Source organism: Pseudomonas sp. 1 (assembly GCF_056626735.1).
Map to the genome: position 1 here is coordinate 93400 of NZ_JBWXMQ010000010.1, position 16272 is coordinate 109671.

Sequence of the window (16272 nt, forward strand, 5' to 3'; positions counted from 1 at the left end):
ATCTATGATCCCAGTATTGAGTTGATGTAAGCCAAAGTCTTGGCCGGTGCATACTTGAAAGCGGCTCCTTCGCCGAAAGCCAATACATGTGTGTGGGCCGGCAATGCGGTTTGCGCCTCGGGTGGCAGTGAGGCGAAGGCGTCTGCCGAGCGGGTGGTTCGTACTTCGGAGAATGAAAGCGGCAAGGGTGCGAACCGCTGCAAATGTGCCAGGGCCTTGTTCAGATGAGCGTCGGCGCGGTCAGGCAGATGGTTTGGCGCAACGTCCCAATCCGGCTGAGGAACGCCAAATAAAATCTCGCCGCATGCGGTCGGACGAGCATGGAAGCCACTGTCGTGTTCGACCACAAAGGGCAGATGCGACAGGTTATGGCCTGCAAGCCGATGAACAGTGATGGTTCGATTGCGCACTACAGCCGGCAGTCCCAAGCGTTCGAGCAGGCTCGGCGTCCAGTAACCGGTGGCAAAGATCACCCCATGCGCCGCGTAACGCCCCGCTTGCGTCAACAAGTGCCGTGCACCGGCACTTTGCTCCAGAGCCAGAACCGGATGGCCGAACCGGAAGGTCACCCCAAGTCGCTCACAGGCTGAACGCATTGCATGCCATGTGAGCAGGGGATCTCTGAAACCGGCGTGTTCATCTTCCACGGCGTAATCCACAGCCCCCCATTCGATATGCGGTCTGCGGGCCTGAAGTTGCGCACGTGAAAGAACCTGCAGGCCCCTCGGACTGGCCCCGTCCAGCAAAACCGCAGCTGCCGCACCGAAGCAGTAATAACTCGGGCAGGGACGGAAATCGCCAGCCAGGCCCAGTTCCGAGTAAAAACCGTGGCTTTCTACAACCTGGGCGCTGACAACAGGGTCAGGGTCGAAAAAACGTATCCCGGCCCCGGATGCAGTCGAAGCGTTTGTTACCTGGGACATCTGCTCGATGACACACACACGCAGCTTGCGTCGGGCCAGGTGCAGTGCGGTGCACAGACCAATGAGCCCGGCCCCGACGACGAGCCAGTCGTAGTGGCTGGATACCTGGCGTGAGCTCATCAGCGACCCAGCTCGCCAATCACTTGCGGCATTATGCAGCCCAAGTGCAGACGCAGCAGCGCCACGGCTTCGGTCTCCAGGTACATGCTGGTGCGTCGCTCGCCGTGATCGGCCGAGTCCTCGAAGTCGTCGGCGGTCATCCGCTGGAAGCGGCTTACCACATCAAGCAGTTGCTTGACCGAGCTGGCGTACTGTTTGACGGCATAGCCGTTGGGTACACCAAGGGCGTTGCCCAAATGGATCTTGTGCCGATTGAAAAACGTGTCGTATTCCTGGTGCAACCGAGTCCAGGAACCGGGCTGGGGGACGACTCCCGCGAATCGCCCCTCAAGTCGCTGCCGATGAGTCGCGAACAACCGTGCCAGATCAGCCAGAGTGCTTTGACGAAAGCTTTCAAATTCACTGCGATCATAGTTTTCACGGTTGACGTCGGGTCTTTTCAGCGACAGGTAAAAGCGATACCAGTCAGCAACGGCCGGTGAGGTAAATACATCGTTGGCCCAGATCGCGTGGTTGCGACTGGTGGAGAATTTCAACTGATCCAACAGCAGAAACTCATTGACCACGAACGTCATCTTCAACGCCCGTACGCCCAGTGCGGCAAATAACTGTGGGTACAGATGGGCGTAATAGAACGAGTTGTCGAAACCCATCAGGTGAATGATTTCGAAGTCTGCGGCGTTCAAGCGTTCGATTGCCCGCCCGACATCACTGATTTCCTCGCCAAATACACTCTTGTAAATGGCGGCCAGGTAGCCGGCAGCCATTTCGATCCAGGCCAGATAGGATTGCCCCCTCAATTCCGGATGTCTTGATGGCACGCCCCATTCGCTGTGGAACGTCACCACATAATCCTCTTGCTTGAGCGCTTGTTGCTTGAGCAAGTACTTCTCGAGTTTAGGTGGCGCAGTCACCTGAAAACCGGCGTGTACAAAATCGGCAGCGCATCGGCCCAGATCCAGTACACCCTTTTTACCTTGCCGCAGCGTCGGCGCCGAACCGCACAGGTTGCAGGACACAGCATGCAGGTTGTAGCTGTTATTGGGACTGCCGCAGTCTTCGCACACGCACCCGTTGGAGGGCGCCTGACAGGTGGGACAACCGCCTCGGGCAAAGGCGTCAAATACTTCGATCCGGCAATCGGCACACCATGCGATGTCCTGCGGTTTGATCTGCAGAATGTCTTTGGCCAGCAGGCGATGAATAAAGTCGTGGACGAATTCGAGGTGAAAATGACTGTCGCAATCATGCACGTCGTCGTAATCGATACCGGCATTGTCAAAGGTGCTCAGGATCGATCGACTGAAATGTTCATAGACTTCGCGGGCAGGAACGTCCTGTTGCCGAGCCTTCAGGTCGACATAGGACTGATGCTTGTCCAGACCGACAATCAGGCTGGCCGGAGTGCCTTGACTCTGTAGATAGCGCTTGATGATATCGGCACAGATATAAGGCCCGGAAATATGCCCCAGGTGCAGATTGCCGTTAGGTGTCGGTGGCGGAGTAAACAGGATCTGGCGAGTGGTCCGGGGGGCGGATTGTGATTCTGCGTCTTCCCACCAGATACTCATGAACTCGACTGGCGACTCAGGATGAGCCTCGATGTAGTGTTCGCTGAAAGGCTTGATGTAAATAACATCCCCGGCCGAGATATCGCTGCGAGTGTTGTCCTGAACAAACGCTCCATGACCGGATACGATGATGAACGTTTCATGTTCGTGATGCAGATGCGGTTGGCTTAGTGTCCCGGCTTCAACGGTGACACAGGCAGAACCGAAGGGTGTACGCAGCGACGGCTCAGGATAGATACGCTTGATCAGTGCATTGTATTCATGACTGGATTTGAACTGTTGGTGCTTTCTGACGACTTCCATGCTTGTCTCCCCAACTTGCAAAATGCTAATCACCGGGCACACGAATCCCCGGATGCAGACTTGTGTCTGCACCCTTCATCCGTTCTTATTTTTTTAAATCGTTTCTAGCGAAAGTAACTCGTCGAAAGTCTGACGACGACGGATAACCCTGACCGAGTCGCCATCCAGGAGTAACTCCGGGATTAACGGTCGGGTGTTGTAACTGGATGACATGCTTGCACCGTAGGCGCCGCAATCATGGAAAACCAGCAAGTCTTCCACCTGTAGATCCGGCAGCAATTGGTGATCGATTTCGCCGTTGCTCTGCTGAGTGAATACATCCCCAGCCTCGCACAACGAACCCGCCACCACGGTATTGCGCCACGTCCCCCGATCCAGCACCGGGATTTTCTGAATGGCAGTGATCTGGTGAAAACTGCCATACATGGCTGGCCGCATCAGATCGTTGAAGCCGGAGTTCACCAGCACGAAATGATTTGGCCCGACATCCTTCTTAGCTCTGACCTGAGTGACCAAGCATCCGGATTCAGCGACCAGAAGGCGCCCTGGTTCGATCTCCAGCGTCACCGAATGCCCGAGATGTGCTTCGATCTGGCGACGCGCCAGATCCCAGATCCGGAAGTACTCGTCAATGTCGATCTGCGGGTCATTGTCGCGATAGGCGATCGGCAATCCGCCCCCCGCCGAGATCGCCGAAATATCGAACGGGCAACGCAATACGTGCTCGACCATGCTTGCGCAGACACGTTGCAGATGCTCGTAATCGACGCCGGAGCCAATGTGCATGTGCAGACCCACCAACTCCAGGCCATAGGTTTCGATCAGTTGGTAGCATTCAGCCAGGTTTTCATGCCAGTTGCCGTGTTTGCTGCTTGGCCCCCCGGTATTGGTTTTGCGGCTATGGCCGTGACCGAATCCCGGGTTAATCCGCAACCAGACTTTATGCCCGGGACTTGCCTTGCCCAGTTGCTCCAGCATTTGCGGTGAGCCGGCGTTGACCGGAATGTTCAGTTCGATCACCCGCTCCAGCGTCGCTTCGTCCAGGACATCACAGGTGTAAACGATTTGGGCATGCCCTTCATCGTTGCGAAATCCGGCTCTGTGAGCGCGTTCAATTTCGCCCAGTGACACTGCGTCGACCATAGCGCCCAGACTTTTCATCAACTTGAGTATTTGAAGGTTCGGATTGGCTTTCTGTGCGTAGCGAATCACGTCGAATGCGCGCAACTGTGCGGTCCGGCGTCGAATGGAATCGGCGTCATAGAGCCAGAACGGCGTACCGAACTCGTGCGCCAGTTGGTTGATCAGTGAATCGTTGAAGTTGTTCACAATGAGGTATCCGTTCAAGGAGTCGGAGGGCTTAGTTCGTACCAGACATAAGACTTTCGGGACGGTTCGAGCACATTCCATTCGCCCTTGTAACCGGCGGGAAAGACCAGTTGCATACCGGGTAAAAACATGACCTGGGAGCCATGCTCGTCTTCGATCATGATCCGCCCCTCCAGCAGGCTGGCGAATTCATGCCCGGTGAAATTCACCGTAAAACTGCCCACGGTGCATTCCCAGATCCCGACCGAGAACAAACGGTCAGCGCTCTCGAACTGTTTGTGAAAAGTTTGCACGGGACGACCCTGCGTGCACTTTTCAGGTGGTGTTGCGTACTCGATCAATTCCATGGCCGGATTGGCTAGCGAGCGAATGTGGCGATTGTCAAACATGCTTTTATCTCGCGAAGGCGTTGGCAGAGCCGGCTCAGTTTTGTTCGATTTCAAACAGGTCGGCTGAGAGCCTGGCGGTTTGAAACATGAAGTCGGGCGTGTCCTGATGCTCGATCGGCCAGAACCATTCCACATGCCCTTCCCGGGTTTCGAAGTTCTGTGCGTCCCGGTCGGAAAAATCTCCCACGCCTTTATAAAGGCTGAGTTCGTGCACACCCTCGGGCAGTGCAACGGGATTGATACGGGTGATTCTTCCAGGTGCCGCTTTCAGGAAAGCGACGGCCGCCGTTCCGCGATGCTTGATCAGGGGCATGTCGTCCCAGATATCGCAATAGCTCTTGGCATGCAGGGCATAAAGGTCGACACCCAGCGAGCGATAAACCAGGTCGATGATGCGGTCGCCTGCGGGCCGGGCACCGACCTCGATAATGAAAGGCACACCGTTGACGATCTTGATCTCGACGTGTGATACGCCACGTTCGATACCCAGCGCCCGACATGCCTTTTCGGCGGTAACGCACAAGGCGTGGTAGTCCGTCCCGGCATAGGGAACGATGTGACCCATTTCAGCAAAAAAAGGACGGGGCGACAGTTGCTTGTGGGTGACGGCCGCCGCCTTGCACTCCCCAGGTCTGCAATAAACTTCGACGGAGACTTCAAGCTCGCTGTCGAGAAAGGCTTCCAGATGAATCCGCTCAGGATCGATGTAAAGAATGTCCTTGTACTTGTGCAACAACTTCGCAGCGTCCTCAATCGCCACCTGCAACTCCTGCGGGTTGCTCACCAGACGCACGCCGCCACTGCCACCAAAGACACTGGGTTTGAAAATGACCTTTTCCTGATCTTTGAAGATGTAACTGGCGACACTTTCATTGACGGCCAGGGTCGGCGCGACGTTCAGACCGGCCCCGCTCAGTTCAGTCTTCATCAGTAACTTGTCGCGGCAGCGCAGAATGACCTCGTCACTGTGGAACGGTATTGCGTATTGTCTTGCTATCGCAGCGCCAGCCTCCAGAACGAAATCATTGACCGGAATGACCGCTGCCGGTGTGAGGCCGGTCTTGCGTTCGTAGTCTTTGACCGCCTCAAATGCGCGCACCGGATCCAGCAGGTACGGGCTGACGATGTAGTCATCGGCCAGGCTGGCTGCCGGCCTGCGCCGCTGGGCCAGGACCTCGCCTGGATAGGCCAGCACCACAACGGCCATACCCAGCGCACGCGCGGTACACAACACGGCCCGCTCCCTCATGGGTAAGTCGGCGCCGATCAACAAGGCGTAGCGATTGGATAAGGTCATATCGAATCCTCAAACTTTTACGTAGTTAGGGTGCGGCCTTTATCAGGCGCTGGCAGATGCAGTGTTCGCTTGCCCTTTGGCGAAACGAGTCGCTGAGGTCTGCAGCAGGAGCGCGATGGACAACGTGATCATCAGGAACGGCACAAACCAGGCCGTTTCGATCATTGCCAGTTGCAGGCTAAGAATCAGCAACAACACCGGCGTAGCCAGCGCATTCGCTCTGCTGACACAAAGGCCGACGGCGGCCTCGCTGTAGCGATAGGCGATCGCAGCGCGGATATGCACCCGGGCGCCGCCAAACGCCATGCCTAGAATCAGCAGACTCAGGGCCTTGAGCACAAGTGTGTCAGGCACCAGGAACCACACCAGAGCGGCGGTGATGGCAAGTGCAATCAGGCCGGACAGGAAGACCAAGAGGTTACGGCCGGTATTGCCCAGAATGATCAGCACACCGATTAACGCCATGCCCATGCCGAATACGGCGTCCAGCACACCTAACTCAAACAGCGCCCAGCCATGGCTCGACACGTACACCGGAAGCATGAAATTGAATGCTCCGAGGATGGGCCAGATCAACACCATTGGAATGAACAGGGTCAGTGGAAGCTTCGCCGGCGCTGCCAGGGCACTGCCTTCCTGGGCTTCAATCACGGCGGCGCCGTTTCGGGTGTAGCAGACCACTGCGACGAGCAAGAAGCTGACGCCCAGAAGAATGGAAAACCCCATGCCGGTCAGAATCGGCATCAGTCCGGCCGCCAGCAACGGTCCAATCATCAGCGCCGCCTGGCTGGTGGCGGTGGTCGCACCGCTGATGCGTCTGACTGTCGCTACATCCATACCGCGCTGAACCTGGGTAAACCACATATCCAGGCTGGCCTCCAGCAACATGAATATCAGCCACACAAACAGATTGGTGATCAACAGCCCGACCGTGATATCACGGCACACCCCGGCGACCAGGCTCAGACCTGCGAGACAGACCAGGAACCAACTGCTCATCTGGCGTCCGTTCATTCGGGTCGACAGGCGTTTGATCATCATCGGCGTAACAAACGCCGGAATGAAGGAACAGAAAATCGCGAGTGCCAGCGGCAAGTGGCCGCCTTCATCCTGATTGAGAATGGTCCATGTCAGGGAAACCAGCAGTGCACCGGAAAACAACCGGTAAACCGTGGAACAGATTAAAAAAACGATCAGCTCTCTGCGTGTTTTCATGTCGTCAATGCTCCCTGCAAGACTTCTTTATTCAGAGTGTTGACGATTTCCCCACCCACTTCATGGGACCGCCGTGAGATAACCGAAAGCAACGTATCGCTCAGGCCATGGGTATGTTCCGACATGCCTTGGATAAAAATGTTGGGTTTGAAGTTGTCATTCATCTGCAACGCGTAATGACGGCTCAAACGCGGCATGTGTGCAGGCTCTGCCCAATAAGACTTGAGGGAGTCCAGCAGCGCCAGGTTGTTCCGACGGCTGTAGCCGGTTGCGCAGATGACGACGTCCACTTCAAGTTCCTGATGCTCGCCGTCTAGCGTCGAGACCAATGTGACGGACAACGCATTATTGCGCTCGACTACCTCGGTGAGTCGTTTGAACTTGAGCATTCCGAAGCGATCGACGTTCTCGCCAATCGTGGCTTCGTATTCTTCGCGATAAAGGTTTTGAATAATTGCCAGATCGGCCACCGAATAGTTGGTGTCGAAGTGTTTTCGAATCAGTGCCTGGCGATTGTCCGGATCCAGATAATAAACCCGGTCGATCATTTCGTTATCAAATACTTCATTTACATATTCACTGTCATCGGCTTGCTTGAACCCGATACCACTGCTGGCCACTCGAACATCTGCATGACGATAATGGCCTATCAGGTGCTGATAGATCTCCGCCGCGCTCTGTCCGGAGCCCACGACCAGAAAACGATAGCGTTTGTTCTCGTCGTATTCAGGCAGCTTTTCCAGCAACTGCGAAGAGTGGAAGACATGGGGACTGGCGCACGCCACAGGCATTGCCGGTTCACCGCCAATTGCGATGGCGAGGTTTTGCGTCCTGACGACCTGTGTGTTGCCCGTCAGCGTGTCATTGACGGTTACATCAAGAGCTACGACTTGATCACCTTCTTTAACCGGTAAAACCGATTGAACCCATGATGAGTAACGCGTTACATGATTGAAGTGGCCGGCGACCCAGCGCAGGTAATCATCAAATTCCTTGCGACTGGGATTGAAGTCTCGCAGGTTGGCGAAAGAACCCAGTCGGCGATGTTCATGCAAGTAGTTCACAAATGTGAAATGACTTTTTGGATTGCGCAAGAAACAAAGATCTTTCATGAAGGAAATTTGCATTTTGGCACTGGGTAGCATCATCGGATGGTGCCAGCCATGTTTGTTCTTGGCTTCAAAGAACATGATTTTTTTGCCTTCAGTCTCTTCTTTGTAATCTTCATAAAGCGAGACTGCCAAGCCAATATGCGAAGGACCAAAACCAACGCCAACCAAATCATGCATGTCCATAAGTTGACCCCTCACCTGGGTCGATTCCGGTTAATCCGTTGGTAAACCTGATCCGCCTCTTGCTCGCACGCGCCGGCTTCCGAAGATCATGTCGGCACCGCTGAATAACGGGCAGCTGATCTCGGATCTGAAGGGCGCAGTGGCAGAGGTTTATTTTGTCGGGCCATTGTAGTTATATGGCCAGTACATTCAAAATATCATTTCTTCTGAGGGGGCTTTCATTCCTGATATGCCCTGAGCAAGCTTCAAACAGCCACGCTTGCTATGTTCGCTGGCGCTTTTCAATGAATTCAGGCGGTATCTGTCTGGGGGTAGAGTGAGATTCAGTTTCAGGCAAGTCGAAATATTCTGGGCGGTCATGACCACCGGCAGCGTGACGAAGGCGGCGGCGTTGCTCAAAACCTCACAGCCGACCGTCAGCCGTGAAATCGCACGGTTCGAGCATGTCCTGGGGCTCAAACTGTTTGAACGGACACAAGCGCGCTTGCAGCCGACTACTCAGGGGCTGAGTTTGTTCGAGGAGGTAAAAACCTCCTATTACGGGCTCGAACGCATCCACAATGCGGCGCAGTCGATCAAGAATTTCCAGAGCAGTCTCACGATCGCGTGCCTGCCTGCTTTTTCGCAGAGCCTGTTGCCTTATGTGTGTGGTCGGTTCATCAACGCGTTCCCGGAGGTGAACATCAACATCACCCCGCAGGAATCCCCGTTGCTTGAGGAATGGATGACAGCCCAGCGGTATGATCTGGGACTGACTGAAAACAGTGACACGCCGCCAGGTACTCGGTGTGAAAACATCTTTACCGGCGATGAAGTGTGCGTGCTGCCACTCAGTCATCCGCTGTGCGACAAAAAGGTGATTACGCCTTTGGATATGGCCGGTATCAACATGGTCAGCCTATCGGGTCAGGATCCCTACCGGATCATCTTCGACAAGATACTTGCCGACGCCCAGGTTAAGACGCGCACGGTCATAGAAACCCACAGCGCAGCAGCCGTCTGCTTCTTCGTTCAGCAAAACGTAGGGGTCGGTATCATCAATCCGCTGACGGCCTTGAGTTTTGCCGATCAGGGTGTGTGCTTGCGGCGGTTTTCGATCTCGATACCGTTTTCCGTCAACCTCATCCGACCGCTGTACCGGCCACAGACGCCAGTTGCTAACGCCTTCATTGATGAGATGAAGTTGAGATCCGGTGAGTTGCACCAACAGCTTCACACTTTGCTGGGGTAGCAACGAAGTGAAAGCTGTCTGATTCCCTGTTCGTCAGGCATGCCTGTTTTTGATACCTGGCAAGCGCCTAACCGTTGGGTTTTCCTTTGGCGAACGCCGCTTGCTGTTCGGCGCTGGCTTCATGCTGATATTGGGCTTTCCAGTCGGCGTATGGCATGCCGTAAACCACTTCACGGGCATCGTCGAGGCTGACCTCGATCTGGCGCTCGTCGGCGGCTGCCTTGTACCACTTCGACAGGCAGTTGCGGCAGAACCCGGCGAGGTTCATCAGGTCGATGTTCTGCACGTCCTTGCGGCTGTCCAGGTGGGCGACCAGCCGGCGGAAGGCGGCGGCTTCGAGTTCGAGGCGTTGTTGCTCGGTCATGATGGGCTCTGTGCAGTCAAATCGTGGCGCGGATGATAAAAGTCTGACGCCCGGAGCGCCAGACACGTTCAACGGCTGGCGGCGAGGGTGATCGACACCGATTCGGCAAAACGCAAGGCATGCGGCTTGTCGACTTCGACTTCGGCGTACAGCACCGATTCGTTGGCCATCACCAGATCCAGCAGCTCCTGGGTCAGGCGTTCGAGCAGCGCGAAACGGTTGCCTTCCACGTGGGCGATGATCGCCTTAGTGATCGTGCGGTAGTTCAGCGCGTGGTCGATGTCGTTGTCACGCACCGCTTCCTGCGCGGCGTACAGGATGGTCAGGTTGATCAGCACATCCTGCTTGTTGAGGATTTCGTCCTCGTTGATCCCGATAAAGGTGCGCAGGCGCAGATCCTTGACCCGGATGCGCGCCATTCCCGGCTGAAGTTGAGGCATTTACTTGCTCCGTCCAATCAATTGCAGGAACTCCTGACGGGTGTTGCTCGACTCGCGGAAGGCGCCGAGCATGACCGAGGTGTTCATGGTCGAATTCTGTTTCTCGACACCGCGCATCATCATGCACATGTGTCGGGCTTCGATGACCACCGCGACACCGGCGGCATCGGTGACTTGCTGGACCGCCTCGGCGATCTGGCGGGTGAGGTTTTCCTGGATCTGCAGGCGACGGGCGAACATGTCCACCAGTCGCGCGATCTTCGACAACCCCAGCACCTTGCCCGTCGGAATATAAGCCACATGGGCCTTGCCGATGAAGGGCAGCAGGTGATGTTCGCACAACGAATAGAGCTCGATGTCGGCGACGATGATCATCTCGTCGCTGTCGGAGGCAAACAGCGCGCCATTGACGATTTCCTCGACGCTCTGTTCGTAGCCGTGACACAGGTACTGCATGGCCTTGGCCGCCCGCACCGGGGTGTCGAGCAATCCTTCGCGGTCAGGGTCTTCACCGAGACCGATCAGGATCTCGCGGTAACTCTCGGGCAGGGAACGGGTCATGGAGCATCCTCGCGGGGCGTATTACTTGACGTGCCGCCCGCCATTGACGGTCAGGGTCGTGCCGGTGACGTAAGGGTTGTCGAGCAGATAACGCAGGCTCTGATAAATCACTTCGCTGCCGGGTTCGATGCCCAGCGCGGACTTGGCCAGCGCTTTGGCGCGGTACGCTGCGTCGTCGTCGGGATTGAACAATAGCAGGGCCGGCGCGATGCCGTTGACCTTGATTGAGGGCGCGTAGCGCGCCGCGAAGGACAGCGTGAGACTGTCGAGCCCGGCCTTGCTGGCGCAATAGCCGATGTGTTTGCTGCTGCCCTTGCGGGTGACGTCATCGCTGATGTGGATGATGTCGGCAGGACTCGAACGTTGCAGCAATTCGGCGCAATGCAGGTTGATCAGGTACGGCGCAAGCATGTGGACGTTAAACATGCGGCAGAACGCTTCGGCTTCGCCGTCGTCGGTTTCCGCCAGCCACTGCGAGGCGTTGTGCACGATGGCGCGCAGGCTGTCGGTGTGGGTCTTCAGTTCGGTGATGAATGCGAGGATCGAGGCTTCGCTGGAAAAGTCCGCGTGCAGCCCGAGGGCGCCCAGATCCCGCAAAGCCTTCACTCCCGGTCGTTCGCTGCGGTAGGTGAAGATCACCCGATGGCCGTCGTCCAGCAGACGCTGCGCACAATGCAGGCCGACCCGCTGGCCGGCGCCGGTGATGAGGATGGGAGCTGTGGGAAAAGTCATGTACGGCTCGCGTCGAAGTCAGAGCAAAAACTATAACAGCGACGCGAGCGACGGCTTCAGCGATTTTGCGTAGAGGGCGCGGCGGGCAGTGGGCGTGCAGGCGCCGGGTTGAGCCAGCCGGCCAGCAGGCGGGTCGACAGCGGAATGAAGAAGTAGACCATCAACGGGGTCAGGCACAGCGTGCTGACGAAGACTCGGGGAACCAGGCTCATTTCGGCGAGCAACGGTCCCAGCACGAAATTGAACAGCAGCGACACCGGGAAGAACGCCAGCCAGATTGCCACGGCCTGTTTCCAGCGCGGGGGGCGATGACCGGCAGCACCGAACCAGCCTTCAATGCCGCTGACCCGATGTTCCGTCGGGTGGGCAAACAGATCGCTGCCACGCGCCAGCCATGCGGTGCGCGATGCCGAGTGTTCCCAGGCATGCAGGGTCTGTTCGTCGACGAAGCGGAATATGATCTGGAATTCATCGTCGCCGGGAGGCGGGGCCAGTACGCCGGAGCCGAGGTAACCGGGGAAATCGGTGGCCAGTTGTTCGCCTTCTCGCAACCAGGCGATCAGATCCTGATAACGACCATGGGTGACGCGACGCGCGACCATCAGCGTGACGGGGGAAGTAGACATTGTGTATCTCCGTATTGCATGTGCGTCGCTCCGGGTAGGAGTTTCGCCTGACGCAGCGCCGGGTAGAGGGCTGCGTTTTTCGACAAGCAAGGATTATTCCTCATCTTCGTGACAAACCAGAGACTTTCGTCTCATTTCACCGCTTGAACCGCTCGATGGCATCCGGAGTAGAATGGGATCCAACTACGCTCACACTCGCCAACGAGGACGTACCCGCGCAAATGCCTGTCATGACTGACGTTCGTCCTGCTTTCCCCGTCTCTGTTGCGCTGGAGCGCGAAGAGCTTTTCCCTATCCGCGAAGTAGCGCGGCTGACCGGCGTGAACCCGGTTACGTTGCGCGCCTGGGAGCGTCGCTACGGTTTGATCCAGCCGACACGCACCGAAAGCGGGCATCGGTTGTATTCGATGACCGATATCGAGCGCGTTCGCAGCATCGTCGACTGGATCGATCGGGGTGTCGCCGTGAGCAAGATCGGCAGGATCCTGGCCAAGACCGAGCCGATGAAAGTCCTGGCCCCGTTCATATCCGATGACAATATGCAGACGGATTACCTGCAGTGGCAGGAACAGGTTCGGCACGCGGTCGGTTCATTCGACGATCAGGCGCTGGATCAACTCTACGGCCAGATTTTCTCCTCCTACGCATTGCCTGTCGTGTTTCAGGACATCCTGATGCCGTTATGGCTGCAAATGCTGCAGCGCCAGGACGCTTTCGGACAAACCAGCGAGTGGCTGTTCCTTGATGGTTTTCTGCGAGCGAAGGTGCTGCAGCGCATCGTCATGCTCCGCGGCTCTCAACCGCGCAGGGTGATCGTCAGCGCACTGGCCGGTCAATGTCGTGAGCTTGAACTACTGGTGGCGGCGCTGTTTCTCAGCGGCAATGACGCGGGTGTTCGTGTACTCACCACCGGCCAGCCGTTCGATGAACTGACGCTGGTGTGCGAAAAGACCAGGCCTCAGGCGCTGGTGCTGTTTTCCAATCATGCGCCGACTGCAGAGCTGCCACGACGTCTGAATCGTCTGGCCTTGAGCCTGGATTGTCAGTTGATGCTGGCGGGCGATGCCGCCGATCTGGCGCAGGACAGCCTCGCCGGATCAGCGGTTGGCTGCCTGGGCAATGACGGATCGACCATGCGTCAACGCATGAATCAGTTTCTGGCGGGGACGCTGGATACCTGAGACTCAGGTGTGCATGGCAGGGTGGGTCAAACGATGCTGTTGCAGGATGAACTGGCGCAGACGCTCGGTTTCGTCGGCATCGCTCTGGCTTAGCTCGTAAGCATAAAAGCCGCTTTCGGTTTCCCGCTCGAACGTCCCGCGCAGGGAAATCCGCTCATAGCCCGACGGGCTGAACCACAAGGCAAAATGCTTCGGTGGTTTGGTCTTGTTGCGCACTTCCAGCAGCACACCCTTGTGCGAAACCTCGTGAACCCACAGCGTACCGGGCTGACCCTTGGCATTTTCCAGTGCCACCGGCTCTTCCAGAGTCAGTCGCCATGGACGCACCATCGGTCCGTCTTCATAGATGCTCGGTACACCCAGGCGCAGGTGCAGGGCGTGGAACTCATCTTCCACCAGATGCAACGGGAAGGTCATCTGCTGATTTTCGAAGTTGGCCTGGATGGTGACTTGTTCATGGGCCGCCAGGCGCGTGAGCAGGTCACGGATCTGCGAACCACCGTTGACCAGCAGGCTCGACGTCGCATCCCGCACGTTGAGTTGCGGGTTGTGTTGCATGGTCTGGATGAAATCCAGCTCATCCTGGGTCAGGAGGGCGTCACGCTGCATGGCTAACTCGAAATGAATAATTACAAAGTCATTGGTGATTGTAGTTAGTGACAATTAGTTCGCTGTTTTGTTTGCGCCGTTCGTCGCTTTCAGTTCAGCGAGCTCGGCTTCCAGAGCCGCGACCCGGGCTTCCAGTTGCACAACGCGCTGCTGGGCCTTGACCTGAACCGTAACGTCCTTTTGCACGCCGACGAAATAGGTCAGCCCGTCGTCGGCATTTTTCACGGTCGACAGCGACAGTTCGTTCCAGAACGGCGTGCCATCCTTGCGGTAGTTACGCAGGATCTCCCGGCATGAGCCGCCTTCGCTCAATACGTCGCGAATCAACTTCAAACTGGCCTGGTCACGATCTCCGGCCTGCAGGAAGCGGCAGTCCTGATAAAGAATCTCTTCACTGGTATAGCCGGTCATTTTTTCGAAGGCCGGATTCACGTAGATCAGGATGTTGTCCTGATCGCCTTCCTTTTCTGCCACCACGATCCCTTCGTTCGACGCGTTGATCACCATTTGCAGCAAACTGGCACTGATCATCTATGAAGCCTTTAAGGATTTCGGTGGCAGGCATTCTAGAAGATCGATCGGCGCTGTCTACCGGCCACCAGCGCTTATCGAGAGCCAATCGCGACAAGGCGCCGCTGGCTGTTACTATCGCCGCTCTTTTTTTCAGTTTCAGGATCAGATTGATGAAAGTCGCCATCCTCTCCGGCTCTGTGTATGGCACGGCCGAAGAAGTCGCTCGCCACGCTCAGAGCCTGTTGAACGCCGCCGGTTTTGAAACCTTCTACAACTCGCGCGCCAGCCTCGCTGATCTCCAGGCCTTTGGCCCTGAAGTCTTGCTCGGCGTAACTTCGACCACCGGCATGGGCGAGCTGCCGGACAACCTGCAACCGTTGTACTCGGCCATTCGCGACCAATTGCCGGCGGCCTGGCGTGGCTTGCCTGGTGCCGTGATCGCCTTGGGCGATGCCAGTTATGGCGACACCTTCTGCGGCGGCGGCGAGCAATTGCGCGAGTTGTTCGGCGAACTGGGCGTGCGCGAAGTGCAGGACATGCTGCGCATCGACGCCAGCGAAAGCGTCACGCCTGAAACCGACGCCGAACCTTGGCTGGAACAGTTGATTGCCAAGCTCAAGGGCTGATTTCACGTTCGCGCAGCAGCGCCAGCCAGGCCTGCGCAGCCTTCGACAGATAGGCGCCCCGGCGCCAGATGAAAGCGATGTCCCAGCGCAAGTAATCCGGCGCGTTCAAGGTCAGGCGCACCACGCCTGGTCGCACCAGTCCGCGCGCCACCACGCTGGGCAGCAACACCACGCCTTGTCCGGCGGCGACCAGCGCCGCGAGAAAATCCGCCTGCCCACTGCGCCCGCCTTCCTTCGGGGTGAAGCCCATCTGCTGGCAGGCCTGAAGCAAACGATCGTTGAGCACGAAACTGCGCTGATACAAAAGGAACGGCGTATCGGCCAATTCCTCCAGGCCGATTTCGCCTTTTGCCGCCAGTGGGTGATCCACCGGAAGCAGCGCATCGAGCGGTTCATCGCAGAACGGCTGAAAGTCGAACTGCGGATCTTTCGGCAGCAAGCTGCCACCCAACTCCAGCTCCCCGCTGAGCACAGCCTGTTCGATGTTGCGACTGCCACCCTCTATCAGTTGAACGCTGATGTTCGGATATCGCCGTCGGTATTCGGCAAATAGCCCGGCAAACAACGCGTCGCTGCCCAGTAATGGCAGCCCGAGACGCAGCTCGCCGCGTGCCAGATGACTGAGATCATCCAGCTCGCTGAGCAATTCATTGCGCAACCGCAGCATGCCTTCGGCCCGTTGCAGCACCACGCTGCCGGCGGCGGTCAGGCGTATTTGCGAGCCCAGCCGTTCAAGCAGCGGGGTGCCGAGACTTTGTTCGAGCTGGGCAATCTGCTTGCTCACCGCAGACTGACTGATGTGCAGGTTTTTTGCGGCTTGAGTGAAACCGCCCTGATGCATGACTTCGACAAAGCTTTTGAGCTGTTTGAATTCCATGGCCTGATTCCAGATTGGAATGGCCTTGAGTCTAACAATTCGCTTCGGAGATGGAAGTCCGGTTCGTAAA

The 16272-nt window shown here is 57.0% G+C and carries 18 protein-coding genes; 3 read left to right on the forward strand and 15 right to left on the reverse strand.

The genetic code is table 11. The features are described from left to right. Positions 1-2: 2 nt before the first annotated feature. The 7 genes from AC1MDC_RS16650 to AC1MDC_RS16680 are packed head-to-tail and all read right to left on the reverse strand — an operon-like array spanning position 3 to position 8442. A complete protein-coding gene (locus tag AC1MDC_RS16650) occupies positions 3-1043 on the reverse strand; it encodes an NAD(P)/FAD-dependent oxidoreductase (protein ID WP_480393360.1) in 1041 nt (346 codons plus the stop codon). After that, positions 1043-2989, reverse strand: coding sequence for a class I tRNA ligase family protein (locus tag AC1MDC_RS16655; RefSeq protein WP_480393361.1), 1947 nt, complete (start codon positions 2987-2989; stop codon positions 1043-1045). Before AC1MDC_RS16655 ends, AC1MDC_RS16650 begins: the two co-directional genes overlap by 1 nt. Positions 2990-3010: 21 nt before the next feature. Next, positions 3011-4246: a diaminopimelate decarboxylase gene (gene lysA / locus AC1MDC_RS16660; RefSeq protein ID WP_480393362.1), complete on the reverse strand. Its 1236-nt coding sequence runs from the start codon at positions 4244-4246 to the stop codon at positions 3011-3013. 14 nt (positions 4247-4260) lie between these two features. Further along, a complete protein-coding gene (locus AC1MDC_RS16665; protein ID WP_480393363.1) occupies positions 4261-4635 on the reverse strand; it encodes a cupin domain-containing protein in 375 nt (124 codons plus the stop codon). Positions 4636-4669: 34 nt separating this feature from the next. Then, on the reverse strand, positions 4670-5932 hold the full coding sequence (locus tag AC1MDC_RS16670) for an ATP-grasp domain-containing protein (RefSeq protein ID WP_480393364.1): 1263 nt from the start codon (positions 5930-5932) through the stop codon (positions 4670-4672). Positions 5933-5974: 42 nt separating this feature from the next. Then, complete coding sequence (locus AC1MDC_RS16675) at positions 5975-7147, reverse strand: MFS transporter (RefSeq protein WP_480393365.1); 1173 nt, start codon at positions 7145-7147, stop codon at positions 5975-5977. Next, the gene (locus AC1MDC_RS16680; RefSeq protein ID WP_480393366.1) at positions 7144-8442 is read right to left on the reverse strand and encodes a SidA/IucD/PvdA family monooxygenase; all 1299 of its coding nucleotides are present in this window, start codon (positions 8440-8442) and stop codon (positions 7144-7146) included. The genes AC1MDC_RS16675 and AC1MDC_RS16680 overlap by 4 nt, the downstream gene beginning before the upstream one ends. Positions 8443-8758: 316 nt before the next feature. On the opposite strand from AC1MDC_RS16680, the gene AC1MDC_RS16685 reads away from it, so the two are divergent. Then, a complete protein-coding gene (locus AC1MDC_RS16685) occupies positions 8759-9673 on the forward strand; it encodes a LysR family transcriptional regulator (protein WP_480393367.1) in 915 nt (304 codons plus the stop codon). A 67-nt stretch (positions 9674-9740) separates the two neighbouring features. Here AC1MDC_RS16685 and AC1MDC_RS16690 read toward each other — a convergent pair whose 3' ends face one another. From AC1MDC_RS16690 to AC1MDC_RS16710, 5 genes are all read right to left on the reverse strand, one after another. Then, entirely contained in the window at positions 9741-10037 is a 297-nt protein-coding gene (locus tag AC1MDC_RS16690; RefSeq protein ID WP_480393368.1) for a DUF1244 domain-containing protein, read from the reverse strand. A 68-nt stretch (positions 10038-10105) separates the two neighbouring features. Further along, a complete protein-coding gene (folX, locus tag AC1MDC_RS16695) occupies positions 10106-10477 on the reverse strand; it encodes a dihydroneopterin triphosphate 2'-epimerase (RefSeq protein WP_007957207.1) in 372 nt (123 codons plus the stop codon). Continuing rightward, positions 10478-11038, reverse strand: coding sequence for a GTP cyclohydrolase I FolE (gene folE, locus AC1MDC_RS16700; protein ID WP_085698486.1), 561 nt, complete (start codon positions 11036-11038; stop codon positions 10478-10480). 21 nt (positions 11039-11059) lie between these two features. Next, the gene (folM, locus tag AC1MDC_RS16705) at positions 11060-11770 is read right to left on the reverse strand and encodes a dihydromonapterin reductase (RefSeq protein WP_234206478.1); all 711 of its coding nucleotides are present in this window, start codon (positions 11768-11770) and stop codon (positions 11060-11062) included. A gap of 56 nt (positions 11771-11826) precedes the next feature. Beyond that, positions 11827-12396, reverse strand: coding sequence for an antibiotic biosynthesis monooxygenase (locus AC1MDC_RS16710; protein ID WP_085698488.1), 570 nt, complete (start codon positions 12394-12396; stop codon positions 11827-11829). Positions 12397-12617: 221 nt separating this feature from the next. Here AC1MDC_RS16710 and AC1MDC_RS16715 point away from each other — a divergent pair, with 221 nt between their 5' ends. Further along, positions 12618-13577, forward strand: coding sequence for a MerR family transcriptional regulator (locus AC1MDC_RS16715; RefSeq protein ID WP_480393369.1), 960 nt, complete (start codon positions 12618-12620; stop codon positions 13575-13577). Positions 13578-13580: 3 nt separating this feature from the next. On the opposite strand, the gene AC1MDC_RS16720 is transcribed toward AC1MDC_RS16715, so the two are convergent. Together AC1MDC_RS16720 and AC1MDC_RS16725 are read right to left on the reverse strand one after the other, a co-directional pair. Further along, positions 13581-14186, reverse strand: a complete 606-nt coding sequence (locus AC1MDC_RS16720) for a hypothetical protein (protein ID WP_085698490.1) — start codon at positions 14184-14186, stop codon at positions 13581-13583. Positions 14187-14240: 54 nt separating this feature from the next. Continuing rightward, on the reverse strand, positions 14241-14717 hold the full coding sequence (locus AC1MDC_RS16725; protein ID WP_085698491.1) for a PAS domain-containing protein: 477 nt from the start codon (positions 14715-14717) through the stop codon (positions 14241-14243). Between the two features lie 152 nt (positions 14718-14869). Between AC1MDC_RS16725 and AC1MDC_RS16730 the strand changes: the two genes are divergently transcribed. Continuing rightward, entirely contained in the window at positions 14870-15325 is a 456-nt protein-coding gene (locus AC1MDC_RS16730; RefSeq protein WP_480393370.1) for a flavodoxin, read from the forward strand. Here AC1MDC_RS16730 and AC1MDC_RS16735 read toward each other — a convergent pair. After that, the gene (locus tag AC1MDC_RS16735) at positions 15315-16202 is read right to left on the reverse strand and encodes a LysR family transcriptional regulator (protein ID WP_480393371.1); all 888 of its coding nucleotides are present in this window, start codon (positions 16200-16202) and stop codon (positions 15315-15317) included. The genes AC1MDC_RS16730 and AC1MDC_RS16735 overlap by 11 nt on opposite strands. Positions 16203-16272: the final 70 nt, after the last annotated feature.